19 protein-coding genes are annotated in these 19,884 nt (G+C 63.2%); 12 read left to right on the forward strand and 7 right to left on the reverse strand.

The features are described 5' to 3' along the window. Positions 1 to 28: 28 nt before the first annotated feature. From H681_RS00530 to H681_RS00540, 3 genes are all read right to left on the reverse strand, one after another. Positions 29 to 322, reverse strand: coding sequence for a DUF2388 domain-containing protein (locus H681_RS00530; protein ID WP_015474878.1), 294 nt, complete (start codon positions 320 to 322; stop codon positions 29 to 31). Between the two features lie 100 nt (positions 323 to 422). Further along, complete coding sequence (locus tag H681_RS00535) at positions 423 to 743, reverse strand: DUF2388 domain-containing protein (protein WP_015474879.1); 321 nt, start codon at positions 741 to 743, stop codon at positions 423 to 425. A 93-nt stretch (positions 744 to 836) separates the two neighbouring features. Then, positions 837 to 1,034 (reverse strand): DUF1127 domain-containing protein, encoded by a 198-nt coding sequence (locus H681_RS00540; protein ID WP_015474880.1) that lies wholly within the window; start codon positions 1,032 to 1,034, stop codon positions 837 to 839. 338 nt (positions 1,035 to 1,372) lie between these two features. Between H681_RS00540 and H681_RS00545 the strand changes: the two genes are divergently transcribed. From H681_RS00545 to H681_RS00600, 12 genes are all read left to right on the forward strand, one after another. After that, positions 1,373 to 2,866 (forward strand): glycosyltransferase, encoded by a 1,494-nt coding sequence (locus H681_RS00545; protein ID WP_015474881.1) that lies wholly within the window; start codon positions 1,373 to 1,375, stop codon positions 2,864 to 2,866. After that, positions 2,863 to 4,458 carry a glycosyltransferase gene (locus tag H681_RS00550; protein ID WP_015474882.1) on the forward strand — a complete coding sequence of 532 codons (1,596 nt, stop codon included), beginning with the start codon at positions 2,863 to 2,865 and terminating at the stop codon, positions 4,456 to 4,458. The genes H681_RS00545 and H681_RS00550 overlap by 4 nt, the downstream gene beginning before the upstream one ends. Further along, positions 4,455 to 5,624: an acyltransferase family protein gene (locus H681_RS00555; RefSeq protein WP_015474883.1), complete on the forward strand. Its 1,170-nt coding sequence runs from the start codon at positions 4,455 to 4,457 to the stop codon at positions 5,622 to 5,624. Before H681_RS00550 ends, H681_RS00555 begins: the two co-directional genes overlap by 4 nt. 39 nt (positions 5,625 to 5,663) lie before the next feature. Continuing rightward, positions 5,664 to 6,482, forward strand: coding sequence for a class I SAM-dependent methyltransferase (locus tag H681_RS00560; protein WP_015474884.1), 819 nt, complete (start codon positions 5,664 to 5,666; stop codon positions 6,480 to 6,482). A gap of 243 nt (positions 6,483 to 6,725) precedes the next feature. Continuing rightward, positions 6,726 to 7,643 carry a GDP-mannose 4,6-dehydratase gene (locus tag H681_RS00565; protein WP_015474885.1) on the forward strand — a complete coding sequence of 306 codons (918 nt, stop codon included), beginning with the start codon at positions 6,726 to 6,728 and terminating at the stop codon, positions 7,641 to 7,643. Next, positions 7,640 to 8,611, forward strand: a complete 972-nt coding sequence (gmd, locus tag H681_RS00570) for a GDP-mannose 4,6-dehydratase (RefSeq protein WP_015474886.1) — start codon at positions 7,640 to 7,642, stop codon at positions 8,609 to 8,611. The genes H681_RS00565 and gmd overlap by 4 nt, the downstream gene beginning before the upstream one ends. 3 nt (positions 8,612 to 8,614) lie before the next feature. Beyond that, complete coding sequence (locus tag H681_RS00575) at positions 8,615 to 10,051, forward strand: mannose-1-phosphate guanylyltransferase/mannose-6-phosphate isomerase (protein ID WP_015474887.1); 1,437 nt, start codon at positions 8,615 to 8,617, stop codon at positions 10,049 to 10,051. Beyond that, positions 10,051 to 10,848 (forward strand): ABC transporter permease, encoded by a 798-nt coding sequence (locus H681_RS00580; RefSeq protein ID WP_015474888.1) that lies wholly within the window; start codon positions 10,051 to 10,053, stop codon positions 10,846 to 10,848. Before H681_RS00575 ends, H681_RS00580 begins: the two co-directional genes overlap by 1 nt. Then, positions 10,848 to 12,101, forward strand: coding sequence for an ABC transporter ATP-binding protein (locus H681_RS00585; RefSeq protein WP_041711641.1), 1,254 nt, complete (start codon positions 10,848 to 10,850; stop codon positions 12,099 to 12,101). Before H681_RS00580 ends, H681_RS00585 begins: the two co-directional genes overlap by 1 nt. Then, positions 12,098 to 13,486, forward strand: a complete 1,389-nt coding sequence (locus H681_RS00590; RefSeq protein ID WP_015474890.1) for a glycosyltransferase family 4 protein — start codon at positions 12,098 to 12,100, stop codon at positions 13,484 to 13,486. Before H681_RS00585 ends, H681_RS00590 begins: the two co-directional genes overlap by 4 nt. Beyond that, positions 13,470 to 14,603: a glycosyltransferase family 4 protein gene (locus H681_RS00595; RefSeq protein ID WP_015474891.1), complete on the forward strand. Its 1,134-nt coding sequence runs from the start codon at positions 13,470 to 13,472 to the stop codon at positions 14,601 to 14,603. The genes H681_RS00590 and H681_RS00595 overlap by 17 nt, the downstream gene beginning before the upstream one ends. Continuing rightward, on the forward strand, positions 14,604 to 15,761 hold the full coding sequence (locus H681_RS00600) for a glycosyltransferase family 4 protein (protein ID WP_015474892.1): 1,158 nt from the start codon (positions 14,604 to 14,606) through the stop codon (positions 15,759 to 15,761). A 67-nt stretch (positions 15,762 to 15,828) separates the two neighbouring features. On the opposite strand, the gene H681_RS00605 is transcribed toward H681_RS00600, so the two are convergent. The 4 genes from H681_RS00605 to H681_RS00620 form a co-directional block, all read right to left on the reverse strand. Next, on the reverse strand, positions 15,829 to 16,035 hold the full coding sequence (locus H681_RS00605; RefSeq protein ID WP_015474893.1) for a DUF1127 domain-containing protein: 207 nt from the start codon (positions 16,033 to 16,035) through the stop codon (positions 15,829 to 15,831). A 357-nt stretch (positions 16,036 to 16,392) separates the two neighbouring features. Next, on the reverse strand, positions 16,393 to 17,889 hold the full coding sequence (locus H681_RS00610; RefSeq protein ID WP_015474894.1) for an acetyl-CoA hydrolase/transferase family protein: 1,497 nt from the start codon (positions 17,887 to 17,889) through the stop codon (positions 16,393 to 16,395). Between the two features lie 186 nt (positions 17,890 to 18,075). Next, complete coding sequence (locus tag H681_RS00615; RefSeq protein WP_015474895.1) at positions 18,076 to 19,512, reverse strand: NAD(P)(+) transhydrogenase (Re/Si-specific) subunit beta; 1,437 nt, start codon at positions 19,510 to 19,512, stop codon at positions 18,076 to 18,078. 1 nt (position 19,513) lies between these two features. Then, positions 19,514 to 19,828, reverse strand: a complete 315-nt coding sequence (locus tag H681_RS00620) for an NAD(P) transhydrogenase subunit alpha (RefSeq protein ID WP_015474896.1) — start codon at positions 19,826 to 19,828, stop codon at positions 19,514 to 19,516. Positions 19,829 to 19,884 lie beyond the last annotated feature (56 nt).

The raw sequence follows: 19,884 nt of genomic DNA on the forward strand, positions 1-19,884 counted from the left end.
CGAAAGGGCAGCGGGAGCTGCTCACGACTTATTGGGCAAGAATCGCTTCGGCCAGTTCCCGATCGTTCGCCGCGAGCTCCGGATGACGCTGGCGCAGCCAGTGCAGCGCCGCTTCGAGGCGGACGCCGCGCAGCTCGCCACCGGTGGCGATGAACCCTGCGGCGTCGTCACGGGCGTTGCGCAGCAGCTTGTTCTCGAACGGCGTACTGGTCAGTTTGCTGGTGACGTAGCTGGTCTTCACCGGGAACTGGGTGGTCTGGTCGAACGCCTGGGCGGGCAGGGCGCAGAACGATATCGGCAACAGGAGCAGTAGAGGGCGCATGGGCGGAGATGATCGGAAAAGCACGACCGCCAAGGCTAACGGAATGTGCCGGCGAGGGCCAGCGCGGCGCGCCGGGCGGAGTGCCCGGCGCGGGGAGGCGTCAGATGGTCAGGATGGCCTGTGCCAGCTGTTGGTCGTTGGCGGCCAGGGCCGGCATCCTGGTGCGGATGTGGCGCAGGGCGGCTTCCAGGTGGGCGCCACGGATCTCGCCTTGGCTGGCGACGAAGGTGGCGGCGTCGTCCTTGGCTTCGAGGACGATCTTGTCGTCCTTGAAGGAGTTGCTGATGTTGGAGGTGGCGTCGGAAGTGGCGCCGGTGGCGCGCACCGACAGGTCGGTGGTGTAGACGAAACTGGTGGCGAAGGCGCCGGTGGCGCTGCCGATCAGGGCGGCGGCGGCGATCAGTTGAAGGCTCTTCTTCATGGAGTGGCTCCGGATAGGATCAAACAAGGTGGCCGGGGGGAGGCCACTCTACCTGAGCTCAGACTAGCCAAGACTGAGGGGCGTCACCAGAGATCAGCGCCAGAACGGTTTCGAAATTTCTCTCATGCGTTCGCTGGGGCTGATGCCGATGTCGGCCAGTTGTCGGCTGTCCAGCGCTGCCAGCTGGCGGCGGGTGCGGGCGTTCTGCAGCCATTGCCGGAACGCCCGCAGGCGTGCGGTTCTCGCCGGTTGACGAGGATAGGAGACGGCGAGTAGAGGCGTGCTGTCCATGATGCGATCCTCCTCACAGGTTTGGATCAAGGTGGGAGGGCAAGGATGTCGGTTACCGAACTCGACTCGCCAGTCACAGCTGGGTGTGTTTGTGTAGGCACACTGTGCGGGGTCGGAATGACTGTTCTGCAGCAGGCGGAGGGCATCTGTATCGATTTCCTTGCAATGTCCCCCCTGAAATGGCTTTCTAGACGCCACACGGGGGATCACTCGCCGCTGCACTTCTGCGTTCACACAGGACCTTTGGGGTTCCGGCACGGAGATGTCCGATCGAAGCCTTGGGTACCCAGCATCAATAACAACAATGGCCCTCTGATATCGGGGCGCTGAATACAAAGATGAAGATGATCATTCTTGTCCGGAGTCAGTTCGAAGGGCTGGCACCCTCCGAAATCCTGGGTCTCCCTGGACAGGGTTTGCATTTCCTCGCGCATGCCCTCTGGCCTGTGCTGATGAGGCTGGGCGAGCCTGTCGAGGTGGTTGCCGATACCGATGTAGCCGCGCTCTGCCGTCACGCGCGTGATCAGGGGCATCGCGTGGCGATCTGCAGCTTCGGATTTCCACCGCCCTCGGGGCTGGAGGATGGCTGCCCCTGTTTCCATGTCCTGCCCTGGGCATTCGACTCGCTGGAGACGGCTCCCGAAGACTGGCGCGTTCATCTGGAGCGCAGCGCGGGCGCCATTACCTTCAGCGAGCAGGCCGCACGGGCGATACGTCGCCTGATGGGGGCCGACTTCCCAGTCCTGGTCAGCGCCGCGCAGCCGTGGGAGCGCTTTGCCGGCCTGGGCAGCGAGGAGGGTTGCGCGCCGTCGCTGCGGCCGCGCACGTTGAGCTTTCGGGGCCAGCTTCTGGACAGCCCGTCGATCGGGCTGTCGGTGGACGGGCTCGCGCGTCCAGAGCCAGAGCCTGAACCGGAGCCTGAACCGGTGCTCGATGCCGAGCCCGTATCCGACGAGCCTGCGCCGTCACGCTGGCAGCAACGTCTGAACGTCAGCCGGGCGTTGCTGCGGGACTGGTTCAAGGAAGCCTTTATCGCGCCACTGCAGGTTCGCCAGGCGCCGTTGGAGGCGCCGGCACCGCCCCCCGTGACGGTGGAGGTGGTTTCAAATGAGTTGCCGGTGGTTGAGCAGCGTGTGCGTCTGCATGGGGTCGTTTTCACCTGTGTGCTGCGGGCCGAGGATGAAACCCGCAACTGGACGGAAATGCTGACCGCATTCTGTTGGACCTTCAGGGATCAGCCCGATGCCACCCTGGTCTTCAAGCTGACTCATAGCGATCTTTCCTCGGGACGGATCGCAATGTTGACCAATCTGTCGCGCCTTTCGCCGTTCCAGTGCCGCGTGGTGGTGATCAATGCCTATCTCGAGGATGCCGAGTACGAGCGCCTGGTCGCGGCAAGCCACTACCTGGTGCACCCCGCGCAGAGCGAGGCTTCGGCGATTACCGTGCAGGAGTTCATGAGCGCCGGGCGCCCGGTGCTGGCGCCTTGCCATAGCGCGCTGTCCGGCTGGGTCGATGACGACAGCGAGCTGCGCCTTCGGTCATCGGTGCAGCCCGCGTACTGGGGGCGGGATCCGGATAAGCGCCTGTACCTGCGGGACCATCGGCTGGACTGGGTGTCGTTCTGCGAGGTCTTCGCCCGTGGCTTCGCCATCGCCGTCGACGAGCCTGAACGCTATCGAGCGTTGTCGCAACGTGCGCGCGCTGTCGTGCGCGAGCGGGCGTCCCTGGACGACATGGCCGAGGCCTGGCGTACGTTCTTCGCCCGGACCCAGGCGCAGGCCTCGACCGGCCCGCTTGCCGAGCGGCAGCAGGCGAGGGCCGGCTCATGAGGATCCTGGTCTATTCGCAAACCAATGCCGCGACCATCCGCACCAGCCTGGGAGCGCCGGAATACAGCTACTACTTCGTCCTGAAGGAGTTCCTTCCCGCGCTGCGCGAGCTCGGCGAGGTTGTAGTCATCAGTGATCCCGCAACCGAGGTCGATGCGCTTTATCGCGAATGCCGGGAGCGTGGCGAGCCTTGCGTTTTCCTCAGCTTCTCGCCACCCAACAAGACCCTGGCGACCCTGGAGTGCCCGACGATCCCCGTGTTCGCCTGGGAGTTCGACAGCATTCCGCATGAGACCTGGCTACATGACAACGCCCAGGACTGGGCCTTCATGCTGCGCCAGTTCGGCCAGGCGATAACCCATTCTCTGTCGACGGTGGACGCCGTTCGCAAGCAGGTGCCGGATGCCTACCCGATTCTGTCGGTCCCGTCGCCGGTCTGGGATGCCTTCGAGGCCATCAGGCAGGCCGACGGGGGTGGGGAGCGGCAGACGATCCGGGGCGACGGGGTTGTCTTCGACAGCCGAAACCTGGACCTGTCGCTGTTCCTGCACGCGGACCCTGACCATTGGCATTTGTTGTTCAAGGGCGAGGCGCCGCCGGTCGAGCAGGAGGGGCTGTCCGATGCGATTCCCCCTGTGGTAGCCGAGCCCGTCGTGATCCGGGAGGCGTTCTCCTGGCGCCAGTGGGCGAAGATCCATCGCCGCTATCTGGCGACCTGGTACCTGCTGGTGCTGCAGGATCTGGTGCCGGCGTTCGCCAAGCGCGTGGCGCGCAAGCTGCTGGGACGAGAGTGGGTGGCGTCGGAGCCGGTTTCCGATCTGGCTGTCGAGCAGGATGTCGTCGAGGAGGATCCGTTCCCTCATCGGGCGTTGTTCACGCCGGCGCCGTTCGCCATCGAACTGCAAGGGGTGGTGTTCAGCACCGTGTTCAACCCCTATGACGGCCGGAAGAACTGGCAGGACCTGATCACCGCCTTCTGCACGGCATTCGCCGAGACACCCGATGCCGTGCTGGTCTTCAAGCTGACCCACCGCGACTACTGCTCGGCACTGACCGCGATGGCGCGTTGCATGGCCCGCCTGCCGCCGTTCCAGTGCCGGATCGTATTGATGCACGGTTATCTGGAGGATGCCGATTACCAGGCGTTGATGTCATCCACATCCTATGTCGTGAATGCTTCCTTCGGGGAAGGGCAGTGTCTGCCGCTGATGGAGTTCCTTTCTTGCGGCAAGCCCGCGATCGCGCCCGCCCATTCGGGGATGAGCGACTACATCGATGAGCAGGTGGCCTTCGTGGTGAAGAGCTGGGCGGAGGCAACCTCCTGGCCGCACGACCCGCGATCGGCGATTCGTACGTGCAGGCAGCAGATCGATTGGCAGTCCCTGGTCACGGCCTACCACGACGCCTATCGGTTGGTTCGGGATTGCCCCGAACGCTATCGCGACATGGCGCGTCGTTCAATCGACAGGATGTCCAGCTATTGCTCTCGAAAATCCGTGAATAGCCGTCTACAACCTTTCCTTGCATCGGTCTGCAGCAGCCAGGGCAATGCGGCAGGCGGGGATGTTTCGCAGGGGAGTCGCGACAGATGAATCGCCGCATTGCCGATATCGAGGTACTGCGGGCATTCGCGGTGTTGGCGGTCGCGCTTTATCACGTGAACGGGGTTCTCACAGGCTTCAACACGCCCAGCCTGCCTTGGCCATTTCAACAGCTTGGCGGCTGGTTTGGCGTGGACCTGTTCTTTGCGATTTCCGGGTTCGTCATTGCCCGTGGGCTGCTGGGGCAGATGGAGCGCCCCCGGCGCTGGGGCGAGGCCTGGCCCGTGATCAAGGTGTTCTGGCTACGCCGGTTCTGGCGACTGATACCTTCGGCATGGCTGTGGCTGGCGATCATGTTGTTGCTGTCATGGCTGTTCAACACATCGGGCGTCTATGGACAGGTGAGTGCCAATCTGGAGGCGACGCTTGCCGGTATGCTCAATGTCGCCAATGCGCGATTTGCTTATTGCTTTGGAACCTGTGAGTTCTACTCGAGCTTTGTGTACTGGAGTTTATCGCTGGAGGAGCAGTTCTACCTGCTGCTGCCGCTGTTGATCTTTTTTGTCCGAGGACGATGGTTGCCGGTGCTGCTCGGTGCCTGGGTGCTGTTTCAGTTGGTGCAGGCTCGGGGGCTGTGGCTGATGGCGTTTCGAACGGATGCGCTGTTGCTGGGTGTCTTGTTGGCAATGGCCGGTGGTACGGGGGTGTATCAACGGCTGAAGCCGATGTGGCTGGCCCGCCGTCCATTGGTTGCGGCTCTGATACTCGGTGCCATTCTGGCGAACCTGGCGTGGCTGGCATCCCCTGCAAGGGGTATGTATACGTACGAAGTGGGTGCGATTGCCGTTCTGTCTGCCGTGCTGGTGTGGCTGGCGTCCTACGATCTTGATCTGTTCTGTCGAGTGCGTGGACTGCGTGAGGTGTTGTTCTGGCTGGGAAGTCGTTCCTACGCGATCTATCTCATCCACGTTCCTGTCTATCTGGGCGCCAGCGAAGTGCGTTTGCGCCTGTTCAGCGATGTCGATCGTGCGGCCCCGGTCTTCCTGGCCATCGGACTTCCCGCCTGCCTGGCGGTCATCGCCGCCCTGGCCGAATTGAACTATCGCTTCGTCGAGTCCCCGCTGCGCCGTTATGGCGTGCGGATGACGTCGAACATGCGCAATCACAACCTGACACGTTCGGCGCTTCCAGGCGTCAAGCAAGCGTCGACAACCTGAGGGTCATACATGCTTCATCGCCTGAAAAGATTCTTGAACATGCAAGAGGATCAGGAAGTGGTTGCGCAGCCGGACGGCAGCTCGGAGCAAGCGGTGGCGGAAGCCGCGCCGGTCATTCTGCCGGTGGGGCTGGTGGATATGTCGCTCAGTGGCTGGTTCAAGAACGAGGCCGGTGAGTTGATCGAGGGTTTCCCCATCCGGGAAGAGGACTCGGTGCTGGATATCGGTTGCGGCGATGGTGGCTTCACACTGTTTGCCGGGCGTCAGGGCGCGGAGATATTCGTTGCCGACATCAATCAATCGAGTGTCGATACGGCCGTTGCGAGGGTTCGCGAAACCCGTGCTCGCGCCGTGCATCCGCTGGTCACGGACGCCAATCCCATTCCGCTTGAGGATGAGCGTGTCAGCCGGGTTATCGCTATGGAGGTGCTGGAGCACGTCGACGATCCCGCGCGCTTTCTGAACGAACTGGTGCGAGTGGCCAAACCTGGCTCGCTGTTTTTGCTGACGGTACCGGACCCGCACGGGGAGAAGGCGCAGCAGGGCATTGCTCCCGACAGCTATTTCCAGAAGCCGAACCATATCCACATCTTCGAACGCGACGAGTTCGAAGCCCTGGTGCGTGAAGCTGGCCTGGAGGTCGAGCGGCGCCTGGGGTATGGCTTCTATCGCACGCTGTGGTGGTTCTTCTACTGGGCATCTGGCCAGCCGAGTCTTTCGGAACCCTGGCATCCGCTGCTCGAGCAATGGGACAGGACCTGGAGTGAATTGCTCTCCCTGCCCCAGGGCGCGAAGGTTAAGGAGGCGCTGGACCAGGTCATGCCCAAGAGCCAGGTGATCATCGCCCGCAAACCGTAGAGTCGACGGCAATGCATAACAGGCACATCGCAAACATTGAGTTACCGCGGGGCGGCGTTGAACTGGGGGCGAGCTTCATGCTCGAACGGATACTGACGGCGTTGGCCATGACGGTCGTGACGGCTGGCGCGCTTCGTGGGCGCCGAGGAGGACAGCCGGGATGTTGCGGTGCGCTCCACTGCGGCGCGCGAGCTGGCGTGAATCGATCACAGCAGATCCAACGTTCATTAACAGGGGACCGCTTTGTCTAGAAAACTGTTCGTGACCGGTCTGAGGGGGTTCGTGGGGCGTCATCTGCGCGCGCGTCTCACGGGGCAGAAGGACTCCGCCTGGCGGTTGGTCGCAGACAAGCCCTTCGATCTGCTCAGCCCGCCATCGCTGGATGCGGCCCTGGCGCAGGAGCTGCCGGATGCGGTCATCCACCTGGCTGGACAGACCTTCGTCCCGGAGGCTTTCCGCGATCCGGAGGCGACCTTCCAGGTCAATCTGCTGGGTACCTTGAATCTGCTTCAGGCGCTACAACGGGCGGGCTTTCAGGGCAGCTTCCTGTATGTCAGTTCCGGGGACGTCTACGGGCAGGTGGCCGAGGCGTGTCTGCCCATCCATGAGCAGATGATTCCGGCGCCGCGCAATCCCTACGCGGTGAGCAAGCTCTCCGCCGAGCTGCTGTGCCGGCAATGGAGTTACACCGAGGGCTGGCGCATCATGCTGGCGCGCCCGTTCAATCATGTGGGGGCGGGGCAGAAGGAGAGCTTCGTGCTGTCCAGCGCCGCGCGCCAGATTGCCCGTATCGGCCGGGGGCTCCAGCCGCCGCGACTCGAAGTCGGAGACATCGATGTCACGCGGGACTTTCTGGATGTGGCGGATGTCATCGACGCTTATTGTGCAATCCTGGATCGAGGCATGGCAGGCGAGGTGTATAACGTCTGCTCGGGGCAGGAACGAAAGATTCGCGATCTCATCGTCCAGTTGAGCGAGCTGGCCGGTATCGAGATCGAGCTTGTGCAGGACGCTGCCCGCATGAGGCGGGCGGAGCAACGCCGAGTATGCGGCAGCTTTCTGAAGCTGCATGAGGCGACCGGCTGGAAGCCGGAAATAACGATAAGACAAACCCTGCGGGCGATTCTGTCCGACTGGGAATCACGGGTGTTACAAGAATGACAAGAACTGCACTGATCACGGGTGTTACCGGCCAGGATGGCGCTTACCTTGCCAGACTGCTTCTCAACAAGGGCTACCAGGTATACGGGCTGGTAGCGCGGCGCAGCTCCGATACCCGCTGGCGATTGCGCGAGCTGGAGATCGAGTCCCGGATCCACTACCTGGAAGGCGACCTGGCCGATGCCTGCTCGATCCAGCGCGCCATCATCAAGGCTAGGCCGGACGAGGTCTACAACCTGGGGGCGCAGAGTTTCGTCGGCAGCTCCTGGGACCAGCCCGTCACCACGGGCATCGTCGATGGGCTGGGGGTGACCCACCTGCTCGAGGCGATCCGGCAGTTCAGCCCGGAGACTCGTTTCTACCAGGCATCCACCAGCGAAATGTTCGGACTGATCCAGGCCGAGCGGCAGGATGAAAGTACGCCGTTCTACCCGCGCAGCCCCTACGGCGTGGCCAAGCTGTACGGTCACTGGATCACGGTGAACTACCGGGAGAGCTTTGACCTGCATGCTTCCAGCGGCATTCTGTTCAACCATGAGTCGCCGTTGCGGGGTATCGAGTTTGTCACCCGCAAGGTCACGGATGCGGTGGCGCGGATCAAGCTCGGGAAACAGGGCGAACTGCGTTTGGGCAACATCGATGCCAAGCGGGATTGGGGGTTTGCGGGGGACTACGTCGAGGCCATGTGGCTGATGCTCCAGCAGGAGCGCCCCGATGATTATGTGGTGGCGACAGGCGTCACCACGACGGTGCGGGAGATGTGCCGCATCGCGTTCGATTATGTCGGTCTGAAGTACCAGGATCATGTTGTGGTAGACCCGGCGTTCTTCCGTCCGGCCGAGGTGGACGTCCTGCTCGGGAATCCCGCCAAGGCGGAACGCGTGCTGGGCTGGAGTCCCAAGACCAGCCTGGAGTCTCTTATCCACATGATGGTTGATGCGGATCTGCGTCGCGTCGACAAGGAGTAGTCCATGTTGATCCCCGTGATTCTTTCCGGCGGCGCGGGAACGCGCCTTTGGCCGGTATCTCGCGAGGGGCAGCCCAAACCGTTCATGGCGATGCCGGACGGCCAGTCGCTGCTGCAGAAGACCTACCGGAGAGCCGCCGAACTGATCGGCACGGACGGCGACATCGTCACGGTGACCAACCGTGATTACTTCTTCCAGAGCAAGGACCATTACCTCGCTGCCAAATTGCGCCAACGCGGCCACTTCATCCTCGAGCCCGAGGGACGCAATACGGCGCCGGCGATAGCGGTCGCGGCCCTCGCCCTGCGCGCCCGTCATGGTGACGATGTGACAATGGTGGTGATGCCGGCCGATCACCTGATCTGTGATTCCGAAGCCTTCGTCCGTGCGGTTGAGCATGCCGCCGCGCTGGCGGAGGAAGGGCATCTGGTGACCTTCGGCGTGGTGCCCACGGCGCCGGAAACCGGCTTCGGATACATCGAGATGGGCGATGGGCTCGACGATCGGGGCGGCAGCAAGGTCAAGCGCTTTGTCGAAAAGCCCGATCTGGCGACGGCGCAGGGATTCCTGCAGAGCGGTACCTTCCTGTGGAACTCGGGGATGTTCTGCTTCACGGTCGGCGCTTTCGTCGCCGAGCTGGAAAAGCATGCGCCGGAGCTGCTGGAGCGGGCCATCGATTGCCAGATGGCCAGCCAGCCGGATGACCTGGGCAATTTCGTGCAGCAGGAGCTGTCGGCCGAGCAGTTCTGCGCGCTGGAGGACATCTCCATCGATTACGCGCTGATGGAACGCTCCGAACGCGTTGCCGTGGTGCCGGCGACCTTCGACTGGAGCGATATCGGCTCCTGGACCGCCCTCAGCGCGCTGGTCGAGGCTGACGCGCAGAACAACCGAGCCGCGGGCAGCGCCATCTTCGTCGACAGTCGTGACAATTTCGTCCAGAGCGAGGGTCGCCTGATCGCGGCCGTGGGCGTCGAGGGGCTGATCATCGTCGAGACCGCCGATGCCATCCTGGTCGCCCGCTCCGACCGTGCCCAGGATGTCCGCAAGGTCGTGAAGCAGCTCAAGGACAGCGAGAACGAAGCCTATCGCCTGCACCGCACCGTCAGCCGTCCCTGGGGCACCTACACGGTTCTCGAAGAGGGCTCGCGGTTCAAGATCAAGCGCATCGTGGTCAAGCCCGGCGCGTCGCTGTCTCTGCAGATGCACCATCACCGCAGCGAGCATTGGGTGGTGGTACAGGGCATGGCCAAGGTGACCAACGGCGAGTCGGTACGCCTGGTCAACAGCAATGAATCGACCTATATCCCGGCGGGACATCGCCATCGTCTGGAGAACCCAGGGGTGATCGACCTGGTGATGATCGAGGTGCAGAGCGGGGAGTACCTGGGTGAGGACGATATCGTCCGCTTCGAGGATGTGTACGGCAGGGTTGTCTGATGTCGCTGAGCATGTTGAAAGGCGCGTGGCAGTACCGGGGATTCATCCTGGGTAGCGTCAAGCGCGAGTTTGAGTCGAAGTATCGGGGATCGTTGCTGGGCGTCGTGTGGACCGTCCTCAACCCACTGGCGATGATCCTGGTCTACACGGTGATTTTCTCGGAGGTCATGCGAACGCGCTTGCCGGGGGTGGATGACAAGCTCGCCTACAGCGTTTTCCTGTGTTCGGGGCTTCTGACCTGGGGCCTGTTCTCCGAGGTGGTGTCCCGCAGCCTGACGATGTTCCTGGACAACGCCAACCTGCTGAAGAAGCTCAACTTCCCGAGGATCTGCCTGCCGCTGGTGGGCATGCTCAATTCGCTGCTCAACTTCGCCATCATCTTCGGCCTGTTCCTGGGCTTCCTGCTGATCAGCGGGCGGCTGCCGGGCATGGCGCTGCTGGCGTTCCCGCTGCTGCTCGTTCTCCAACTGATGTTCGCGGGCGGCCTGGGCATGTTGCTGGGGCTGCTCAACGTGTTCTTCCGCGACGTGGGGCAGATGTTCGGGATACTCCTGCAGTTCTGGTTCTGGTTCACCCCGATCGTTTATCCGCTCGCCATCCTGCCGGAGCCCATTCGCCGGGCGATCGAGCTCAACCCGATGACGGCGCTGATCCAGTCGTACCAGAACCTCTTTCTGTATGACCGTTGGCCGGACTGGTCGCAACTGGTGCCGCTGGCCGTTACGGGGGGGATTCTGTGTGTCATGGCGCTGCTGCTGTTCCGTGGGCGCTCGGGTGAAATGGTGGATGAGCTCTGATGGGACATATTCGTATACATCAGTTGGGCAAGGCCTACCGTCAGTATCCTTCGCGCTGGTCCCGCCTGCGGGAATGGCTGACTCCGGGGGCGGCACCCCGGCACCAGCAACGCTGGGTGCTGCAAGGGGTGGACCTGGAGATCGCGCCGGGCGAGGCCGTGGGAATCGTTGGCTCCAATGGCGCCGGCAAGAGTACGCTGCTGAAGATCATCACCGGGACGACCGCGCCCACCACCGGGCATTGCTCCGTCAGCGGGCTGGTTTCGGCGTTGCTGGAACTGGGCATGGGGTTCCACCCGGACTTCACCGGTCGGCAGAACGTGTTCATGGCGTCCCAGCTATTGGGCCTGCAGCGTGAAGAGATCGAGGCGCTGATGCCGTCGATCGAGGCGTTCGCGGAGATCGGCGATGCCATCGATCAACCGGTCCGTACGTACTCCAGCGGGATGCAGATGCGCCTGGCCTTCAGCGTGGCCACCGCGCGCCGTCCCGATGTGCTGATCGTCGACGAAGCGTTGTCGGTGGGCGATGCCTACTTCCAGCACAAGAGCTTCGAGCGTATTCGAAGTTTCCGCCGCGAAGGTACCACGCTGCTCATCGTTTCCCATGACCGCTTCGCGATTCAGTCGATCTGTGATCGAGCCGTCTACCTGGAGTTTGGCCGAGTCGCCATGCAGGGCGATCCGGAAACGGTCATGGATTACTACCACGCCCGCATGGGCAATGGCCTGAACCAGATGGTCCGCCAGGAAATGATGGATAACGGCAAGGCCCGCACCATCTCGGGGACTGGGGAGGCGGAGGTCGAGTCTGTCCGCCTGCTGGATACCGGCGGGAAGGCGCTGGAGGTGATCGAGGTCGGCACGGAGGTGGTGCTGGAGGTCACGATCGGGATCAAGCGGGACGTGGAGCGGCTGGTGCTCGGCTTCATGCTCAAGGACCGCCTGGGCCAGGCCATGTATGGCATCAATTCCCACCGCTTGAAGCAGGAGCTGGAGCATCTCAAGGCCGGTGAGCGCGTTGTCTATCGCTATACGTTCCCCATGCGTCTCGGGACGGGCAATTACTCGGTTTCCCTCAGTGTGTCTCGCCTGGATTCCCACCTGGACGGGAATTACGAATGGAGGGACTGCGCCATGATCTTCCATGTCGTGAACAGCACCCGGGAAAACTTCATTGGCTATTCCTGGCTGGGCGCCACGCTGGATGTGGAACGCACCCAGGAACCTGAAATCATGCGGAGCTTGCCGTGACCCGACTGCTCATCGAATGCACTTACGTATACGAGCATCCCGACCTCAACTCGGGTATCCAGCGGGTCGTGCGCAGCGTCGTGCAGCATCTGGAGGGGCGCCAGGGCAAGGTCGAATGCATCCCCGTGATCATGCAGGGCGGCCAGCTCAAGCGAGTCCTCGAACTGATCCCGCCCAGCACGCCCGGCAAGACGACCTGGATGCGCCACCTGATCCACGGCTTCGATCATGCCCGACTGCGCTTCTGGGGGCTGCACTCCCGGCTGAGCGGCAAGCTCGGCCTGAGAGACGATGGACTGTCCCGGCGGCTGCTCTTCTGGACCTGGAAGCTGGCCAGCCTGTCGATGACATTGCCGTTGCGGACGCTGCTCTGGCTGGAGCGGCGCCTGGGCATGGTGGCTCAGCGCTCGGTGCCCCTGGAGATCCAGCCCGGTGATGTGTTCCTGATGCTGGACTCCTCCTGGCACGTCGACTTCTACGCGCTGGCAGAAAGAATGAAGGCCCAGGGCATCCGGATCGTCTCGGTCATCTACGACCTGATTCCGCTCACCCATTCGCAGTTCTGCGACGCCGGACTGACCAAGGTGTTCGACCGCTGGTTCGACTGGGTCGTGCGCACTGCGGACGGATTCATCGCCATCTCCGAAACCATTCGCGATGAGGTGCGCGCGGAAGCGCTGAAGCGCCTTGGCCGCGAAGAGGCGGAAAAACGGCTGTTCGACTTTTTCCACCTGGGTTCCGAGCTGGACCTGGTTGAAAAGGAGCGTCAGCCGGACCCCGAGCTGGTTCGCGTGTTCGCATCGAAAGCGCCGGTCTACCTGATGGTGAGCACCATCGAGCCGCGCAAGAACCACGCCTACCTGCTCCAGGCCTTCGAACAATTGTGGGCTGCCGGCTCCCAGGCTCGCCTGTGCATCATCGGCAAGATTGGCTGGAAGAGCGAGGACCTCATCGGGACCATCCATCGCCATCCCCAATTGAACAAGCGCTTGTTCATGTTCAACCGCCTCGACGATACCGGGCTTGAGTACGCCTACGCGAACGCTCGCTCATTGGTGTTCCCGTCCCATGCCGAGGGCTTTGGCTTGCCGCTGGTAGAGGCCATGCAGCGAGGGCTGCCGGTGATGGCCAGCGATATCCCGGTATTCCGGGAAATCGGCCAGGAGTTCATGGCCTACTTCGACCTGGACAATCCCGCAAGCCTGGCGGAAATGATCGACGCCTATGACACCACGGGCCGTTTCCCGGCCGTGTCCGAACTGTCTCAATGGCGCTGGATTGGCTGGCGTGAGGCCAGCTTCCAGCTCCTCGAGCGGGCGACCCGGACGGACCCGATCACGGCGTCTATCCCCCAGACCGAGCGTGCGAATGCGGATTGCGCTTAACGCTCGAATCCTTCAGGCGCCCCGCACGGGCATTGGCCAGTATGTCGCCGCCCTGGCGATGGCGCTTGGTGAGACGCCGGGCCTGCAACTCGAACTGTTCCTCGGCTGGACGTGGAGTGCCCGCTTGCCCGAGGCCGCGCTGCCCGGCTATTCGCGTTGGGCCGACGCGGCCAAGCGTGTGCCGGGTGCCTACCGTATTCGCCGTTGGCTGGAGCAGAGCGCTTTCGACAAGGGACTGACGCCGCGCGGGGTCGAGCTCTACCATGAGCCGACGCTGTGGCCGCTGGAGTTCGAGGGACCGATGGTGATGACGCTGCATGATCTGACGCATGTGCACTATCCGCAGACGCAGCCCCGCGATCGGCTGGCGGAGATCGAGCGCAGGGTTGGAAAGGGGGTCGAGCGCTCCCGGTGCGTGCTGACCGACTCGCAGCATGTAGCGGAAGAAATACGCCGGCATTTCGCGCTTCCGGCGGACCGGGTAACGGTGGCGCCACTGGGCTGCGCCCCGCGCTTTCACCCCCGCTCAGCGGAGGCGATCGCCGCCCCCTTGCAGCCCCTGGAACTGGTCCCCGGGCAGTATCTGATTTGTGTCGGAACGCTGGAGCCGCGAAAGAACCTGACACTGGCGCTCAAGGCATACGCCCTGCTGCCGGAACGCGTCCGTGCCCATCTCCCATTGGTCATAGTTGGAATGCCGGGGTGGCGCGACGAGACGCTCAATGAGACGCTGAGGAAGGCTGTCGCATCCGGGCAGGTGCGATTGTTGGGCTACCAGAGCGACGAGTCCCTCGCCCGGTTGCTGGCCGGCGCGCGGGCGCTGCTGTTCCCCTCGCTGTACGAGGGCTTCGGTTTGCCGGTGCTGGAAGCGATGGCCAGCGGCGTGCCGGTGGTGCTGACACGCACCTCCTCGCTGCCGGAGGTGGCCGGGGAGGCGGGGGTGTACGTCAATGCCGAGGATCCGCAGGAGATGAGCATCGCCATACAGCGGCTGGTGGACGATGAATCGTTCTGGCAGCGCTGCCGGGCGCTCGGCCTCGAGCGGGCCGGGGCGTTCAGTTGGCAACGTTGTGCCCGAATTACCAGCGATGTCTACCGCAAGGTTCTGGAGGGCTGAATGCGCGTATTGCACTTTTTCAAGACCTACCTGCCCGACTCCGTGGGTGGCATCGAGCAGGTGATCAACCAGCTCTGCCGCACGGGGCACAATCATGGCATCGACAACCAGGTGCTGACCCTGAGCGCCAATCCCGAGCCGGCCGAACTGATGGTCGACGGTCATCGGGTGTTCCGGGCGCGCCTGGATCTGCAGTTGGCGTCCACCGGCTTCTCCTACAGCGTCGTGCCGCAGTTCCGCCGGCTCGCCGCCGAAGCGGACATCATCAACTTCCACTTCCCGTGGCCGTTCATGGACGTGGTGCACCTGCTGGCCGGCGTGCGCAAGCCGACCGTAGTCACCTACCACTCCGACATCGTTCGCCAGAAGCACCTGTTCAAGCTGTACCAGCCGCTCATGCATCGCTTCCTGTCCAGCGCGGACCGGATCGTCGCGGCATCGCCCAACTACCTGGGCTCGAGCGATGTGCTGCGCCGCTACCAGCACAAGGCGCACGTCATTCCCTACGGGCTGGACAAGCAGGCCTACCCCGAGCCCTCCGCGGAGTGCGTCGAGCGCTGGCGGAGGGCAGTAGGGGAGCAGTTTTTCCTGTTCGTCGGTGTGATGCGCTACTACAAGGGACTGCACATCCTCCTGGAAGCGGTGAAGGGCACCGGCTTCCCCGTGGTGATCGTCGGGGCCGGCCCGCTGGAGCAGCAGCTCAAGGCGCAGGCCGCGGCGCTGGACGTCGAGTCGCACGTGCGTTTCGTCGGCCGCGTCAGCGAGGAAGACAAGGTCGCCCTGCTGCAGCTGTCACGCGCGATCGTATTCCCCTCGCACCTGCGTTCGGAGGCGTTCGGCATCTCCCTGCTCGAAGGGGCGATGTATGGCAAACCGATGATTTCCAGCGAAATCGGCACTGGCACGAGCTTCATCAATGCGCACGGTCTGACGGGGCTGGTGGTGCCACCGAGCGATCCGCAGGCGTTTCGACAGGCGATGCGATGGTGCTGGGAGAATCCGGAAGCGGCGGCCGAGATGGGACGGCAGGCGGAAGTCCGCTATCGCGAACTGTTCACCGCGGATGCGATGGGGCGGGTCTGGGCAGATCTGTATCGCAATCTGCTGGACGAAAAAGCGGAGAAGGAAATTTTGCTGCCCGACGGCCGCTCGGGCTGAGCGGCCAGGGCATGTAACCAGTACAGTTCAGGCGATCCTGGAGAGTGTGGCCCGGTTGTACTGTGAATCAGCGCCAGAACGGCTTGTTCAGCTCGGCATAACGCTGGGCTTCGCTGATGCCGGCGTCGGCCAGCAGGCGGGAGTCCAGGCGGGCCAGCTGGCGGCGGCTTTCCATGCGGCGCTGCCACAGGCGAACGGTGCCGACGAGGCCACGATGGGCGCTGGAGGTGCTACGGGTGGTGCTCAGAGCTGCGGAACCGAGGGTACGTTCCATGATGTTCATCCTTCTCGCTTGTGGCGAGTAGTCAGTTGCTGAATTGATTGAGCATATGATCTGACTATTTGGTCAGGACGAATAGGTACAGTTGAGCAGTATTGCGACTGGTCAGGCGATTGTTATTTTGAACTGTAATGGTCCTTTCAGGGGTAAACTGTACCGTTGCGCTCCATTCTGGTGCGCAATTGACAGGTATCTGAGGATTTTCGAGGATGCCGGCCAGGGTGGCGGCGAGGGAAGCTGAACAGTTGGAGCGGGATAAAAATCTGTTCAAGAGTGTTTTTACGTGGTTTTTTTCCGGCTGTAAACCCTTGCGGGCCATTCATTGCTGAATGGCCCGCAAAGTCTCTGGAGTCAGCTAGCCGCCAGCATGTGGCCGCGTTCTTCCAGATTGATATGCCACTCCAGCGCCTCGCGCAGGATGTGCGGGGTATGCCCGCCGCGCTCGCAGGCGGCATCGAAGTAACGGTTCAGGGCGTCGCGGTAGGACGGGTGCACACAGTTGTCGATGATCGCCCGGGCGCGTTCGCGCGGTGCCAGGCCGCGCAGATCGGCCAGGCCGACTTCGGTGACCAGGATGTCGACGTCGTGCTCGGTGTGGTCGACGTGGCTGACCATCGGCACCACGCTGGAGATGTTGCCGCCCTTGGCGATGGACTTGGTGACGAAGATGGCCAGGTGCGCGTTGCGGGCGAAGTCGCCCGAGCCGCCGATGCCGTTCATCATCCGGGTGCCGCCCACGTGGGTGGAGTTGACGTTGCCGTAGATGTCGAATTCCAGCGCGGTGTTGATGCCGATGATCCCCAGGCGACGCACCACTTCGGGGTGGTTGGAGATTTCCTGCGGGCGCAGTACCAGCTTGTCCTTGTAGCGCTCCAGGTTGCCGAACACGTCGGCGTTGCGGCGGGTCGACAGGGTGATGGAGCTGCCCGAGGCGAAGCGCAGCTTGCCGGCGTCGATCAGGTCGAAGGTCGAGTCCTGCAGTACTTCGGAGTACATGGTCAGGTTCTCGAAGGGCGACTCGATCAGGCCGCACATCACCGCGTTGGCGATGCTGCCGATGCCGGCCTGCAGCGGGCCGAGGCTGTTGCTCATGCGGCCGGCGTCCACTTCACGCTTGAAGAAGTCGATCAGGTGGTTGGCGATGCCCTGGGTCTCGTCGTCCGGCGGCAGCACGGTGGACGGGGAGTCCGCCTGGTCGTTGACGACGATGGCGACGATCTTCTCCGCCGGGATCGGGATGGCGGTGCTGCCGATGCGGTCGTCCACGCGAGTGAGCGGGATCGGCGTGCGGGTCGGGCGATAGGTCGGGATGTAGATGTCGTGCAGGCCTTCCAGGTTGGTGTTGTGCGCGACGTTGATCTCGACGATCACCTGCTTGGCGAAGATCGCGAAGCTGGCCGAGTTGCCCACCGAGGTGGTCGGCACGATGTGGCCTGCCTCGGTGATGGCGACGGCTTCGATGACGGCGATGTCCGGCAGCTTGAGCTGGTGGTTGCGTAGCTGCTCGACGGTTTCCGAGAGGTGCTGGTCGATGAACATCACTTCGCCGGCGTTGATCGCCTTGCGCAGGGTGCTGTCGACCTGGAAAGGCATGCGCCGGGCCAGCACGCCGGCTTCGGTGAGCTGCTTGTCGAGGTCGTTGCCCAGGCTGGCGCCGGTCATCAGGCTGATACGCAGCGGCTCCTGCCTGGCGCGCTCGGCGAGGGCCTTGGGTACGGCTTTGGCTTCGCCGGCGCGGGTGAAACCGCTCATGCCGACGGTCATGCCGTCCTGGATCAGGGCCGCGGCCTGGTCGGCAGTCATCACCTTGTCCAGCAGGGAGGACATACGCACGCGATCACGGTACATGGGAAAACCTCGGGCAGTAGGAAGTGCAAGGCCGCCAGTCTAGGGACTCGGCGATTTTTGGCTCTTATACCAAGGTCGAAAAATCGCCCGGCCGGGGCCTTCTTACTACCAATGTCCAGAGCTTCTTCCATTGCCGGAAAGCAAGACACCGGCGCGAGGCCGGTGTCTTGTGGATCGACGGTCGTCTTATTCGACGGCCTTGACCATGTCTTCGATGACTTTCTTGGCATCGCCGAAGACCATCATGGTCTTGTCCAGGTAGAACAGTTCGTTGTCCAGGCCGGCGTAGCCGCTGGCCATCGAGCGCTTGTTGACGATCACGGTCTTGGCCTTGTAGGCCTCGAGGATCGGCATGCCGGCGATCGGCGACTTCGGATCGTTCTTCGCCGCCGGGTTCACCACGTCGTTGGCGCCCAGTACCAGCACCACGTCGGTCTGGCCGAACTCGGAGTTGATGTCTTCCATCTCGAACACCTGCTCGTAAGGCACTTCGGCCTCGGCCAGCAGGACGTTCATGTGGCCCGGCATACGACCGGCAACCGGGTGGATGGCGAACTTCACGTTGACGCCGCGATGGGTCAGCTTCTCGGCCAGCTCCATCAGCGCGTGCTGGGCACGGGCCACCGCCAGGCCATAGCCGGGGACGATGATCACGCTGTCGGCGTTGGTCAGCAGGAAGGAGGCGTCGTCGGCCGAACCGGATTTCACCGGGCGGGCTTCCTTGGCACCGGCCGGGCCGCCAGCGTCCGCTTCGGCGCCGAAGCCACCGAGGATGACGTTGAAGAACGAGCGGTTCATCGCCTTGCACATGATGTAGGAGAGGATCGCACCGGAGGAGCCCACCAGGGAGCCGGCGATGATCAGCATCGAGTTGTTCAGCGAGAAGCCGATACCTGCCGCGGCCCAGCCGGAGTAGGAGTTCAGCATCGACACCACGACCGGCATGTCCGCGCCGCCGATCGGGATGATGATCAGCACGCCGAGGATGAAGGCCAGGGCCAGCATCACCACGAAGGCGGTCAGGTTGCCGGTGAACATGAACAGCAGGCCCAGGCCCAGGGTGGTCAGGCCCAGCACCAGGTTCAGCATGTGCTGGCCGGTGAACTGCACCGGGGCGCCCTGGAACAGGCGGAACTTGTACTTGCCCGACAGCTTGCCGAAGGCGATCACCGAACCGGAGAAGGTGATGGCGCCGATGGCCGCGCCGAGGAACAGCTCCAGGCGGTTACCGGCCGGGATGGTGTCGCCCAGGTTCTGCACGATGCCCAGGGACTGCGGCTCGACCACGGCGGCGATGGCGATGAACACGGCGGCCAGGCCGATCATGCTGTGCATGAAGGCGACCAGTTCCGGCATCTTGGTCATCTCGACGCGCTTGGCCATGATCGAACCGGCGGTGCCGCCGGCCAGCAGGCCGACGACCACGTAGACGATGCCGGTGGTGGCGATCTCGCTGCTGATCTTGAACACCAGGGCCACGGTGGTGATGACCGCGATGGCCATGCCGATCATGCCGAACAGGTTGCCGCGGCGGGACGTCGTCGGGTGCGACAGGCCTTTGAGGGCCTGGATGAAGCAGACCGAGGCGACGAGGTAGAGGAGGGTGACGAGGTTCATGCTCATGTCAGTGCTTCTCCGCCTTCGGCGCTTTCTTCTTGAACATTTCCAGCATGCGGCGGGTGACCAGGAAGCCACCGAACACATTCACTGCAGCCAGGGCCACGGCCAGGGTGCCCATTGCCTTGCCCAGCGGGGTGACGGTCAGGGCAGCGGCCAGCATGGCGCCGACGATCACGATCGCCGAAATGGCGTTGGTCACCGCCATCAGCGGGGTGTGCAGGGCAGGGGTGACGTTCCAGACCACGTGGTAGCCGACGTAGATCGCCAGCACGAAGATGATCAGGTTGTAGATGCCGTGGGAGATCAGCATGTCTTCCATAGTTTCTCACCGGTCTTCAGGGCCGGACGCGGGGTCCGGCGCGTTCTTATATAAGA

The sequence above is a fragment of the Pseudomonas sp. ATCC 13867 genome (genome assembly GCF_000349845.1).
Lineage (GTDB): Bacteria > Pseudomonadota > Gammaproteobacteria > Pseudomonadales > Pseudomonadaceae > Pseudomonas.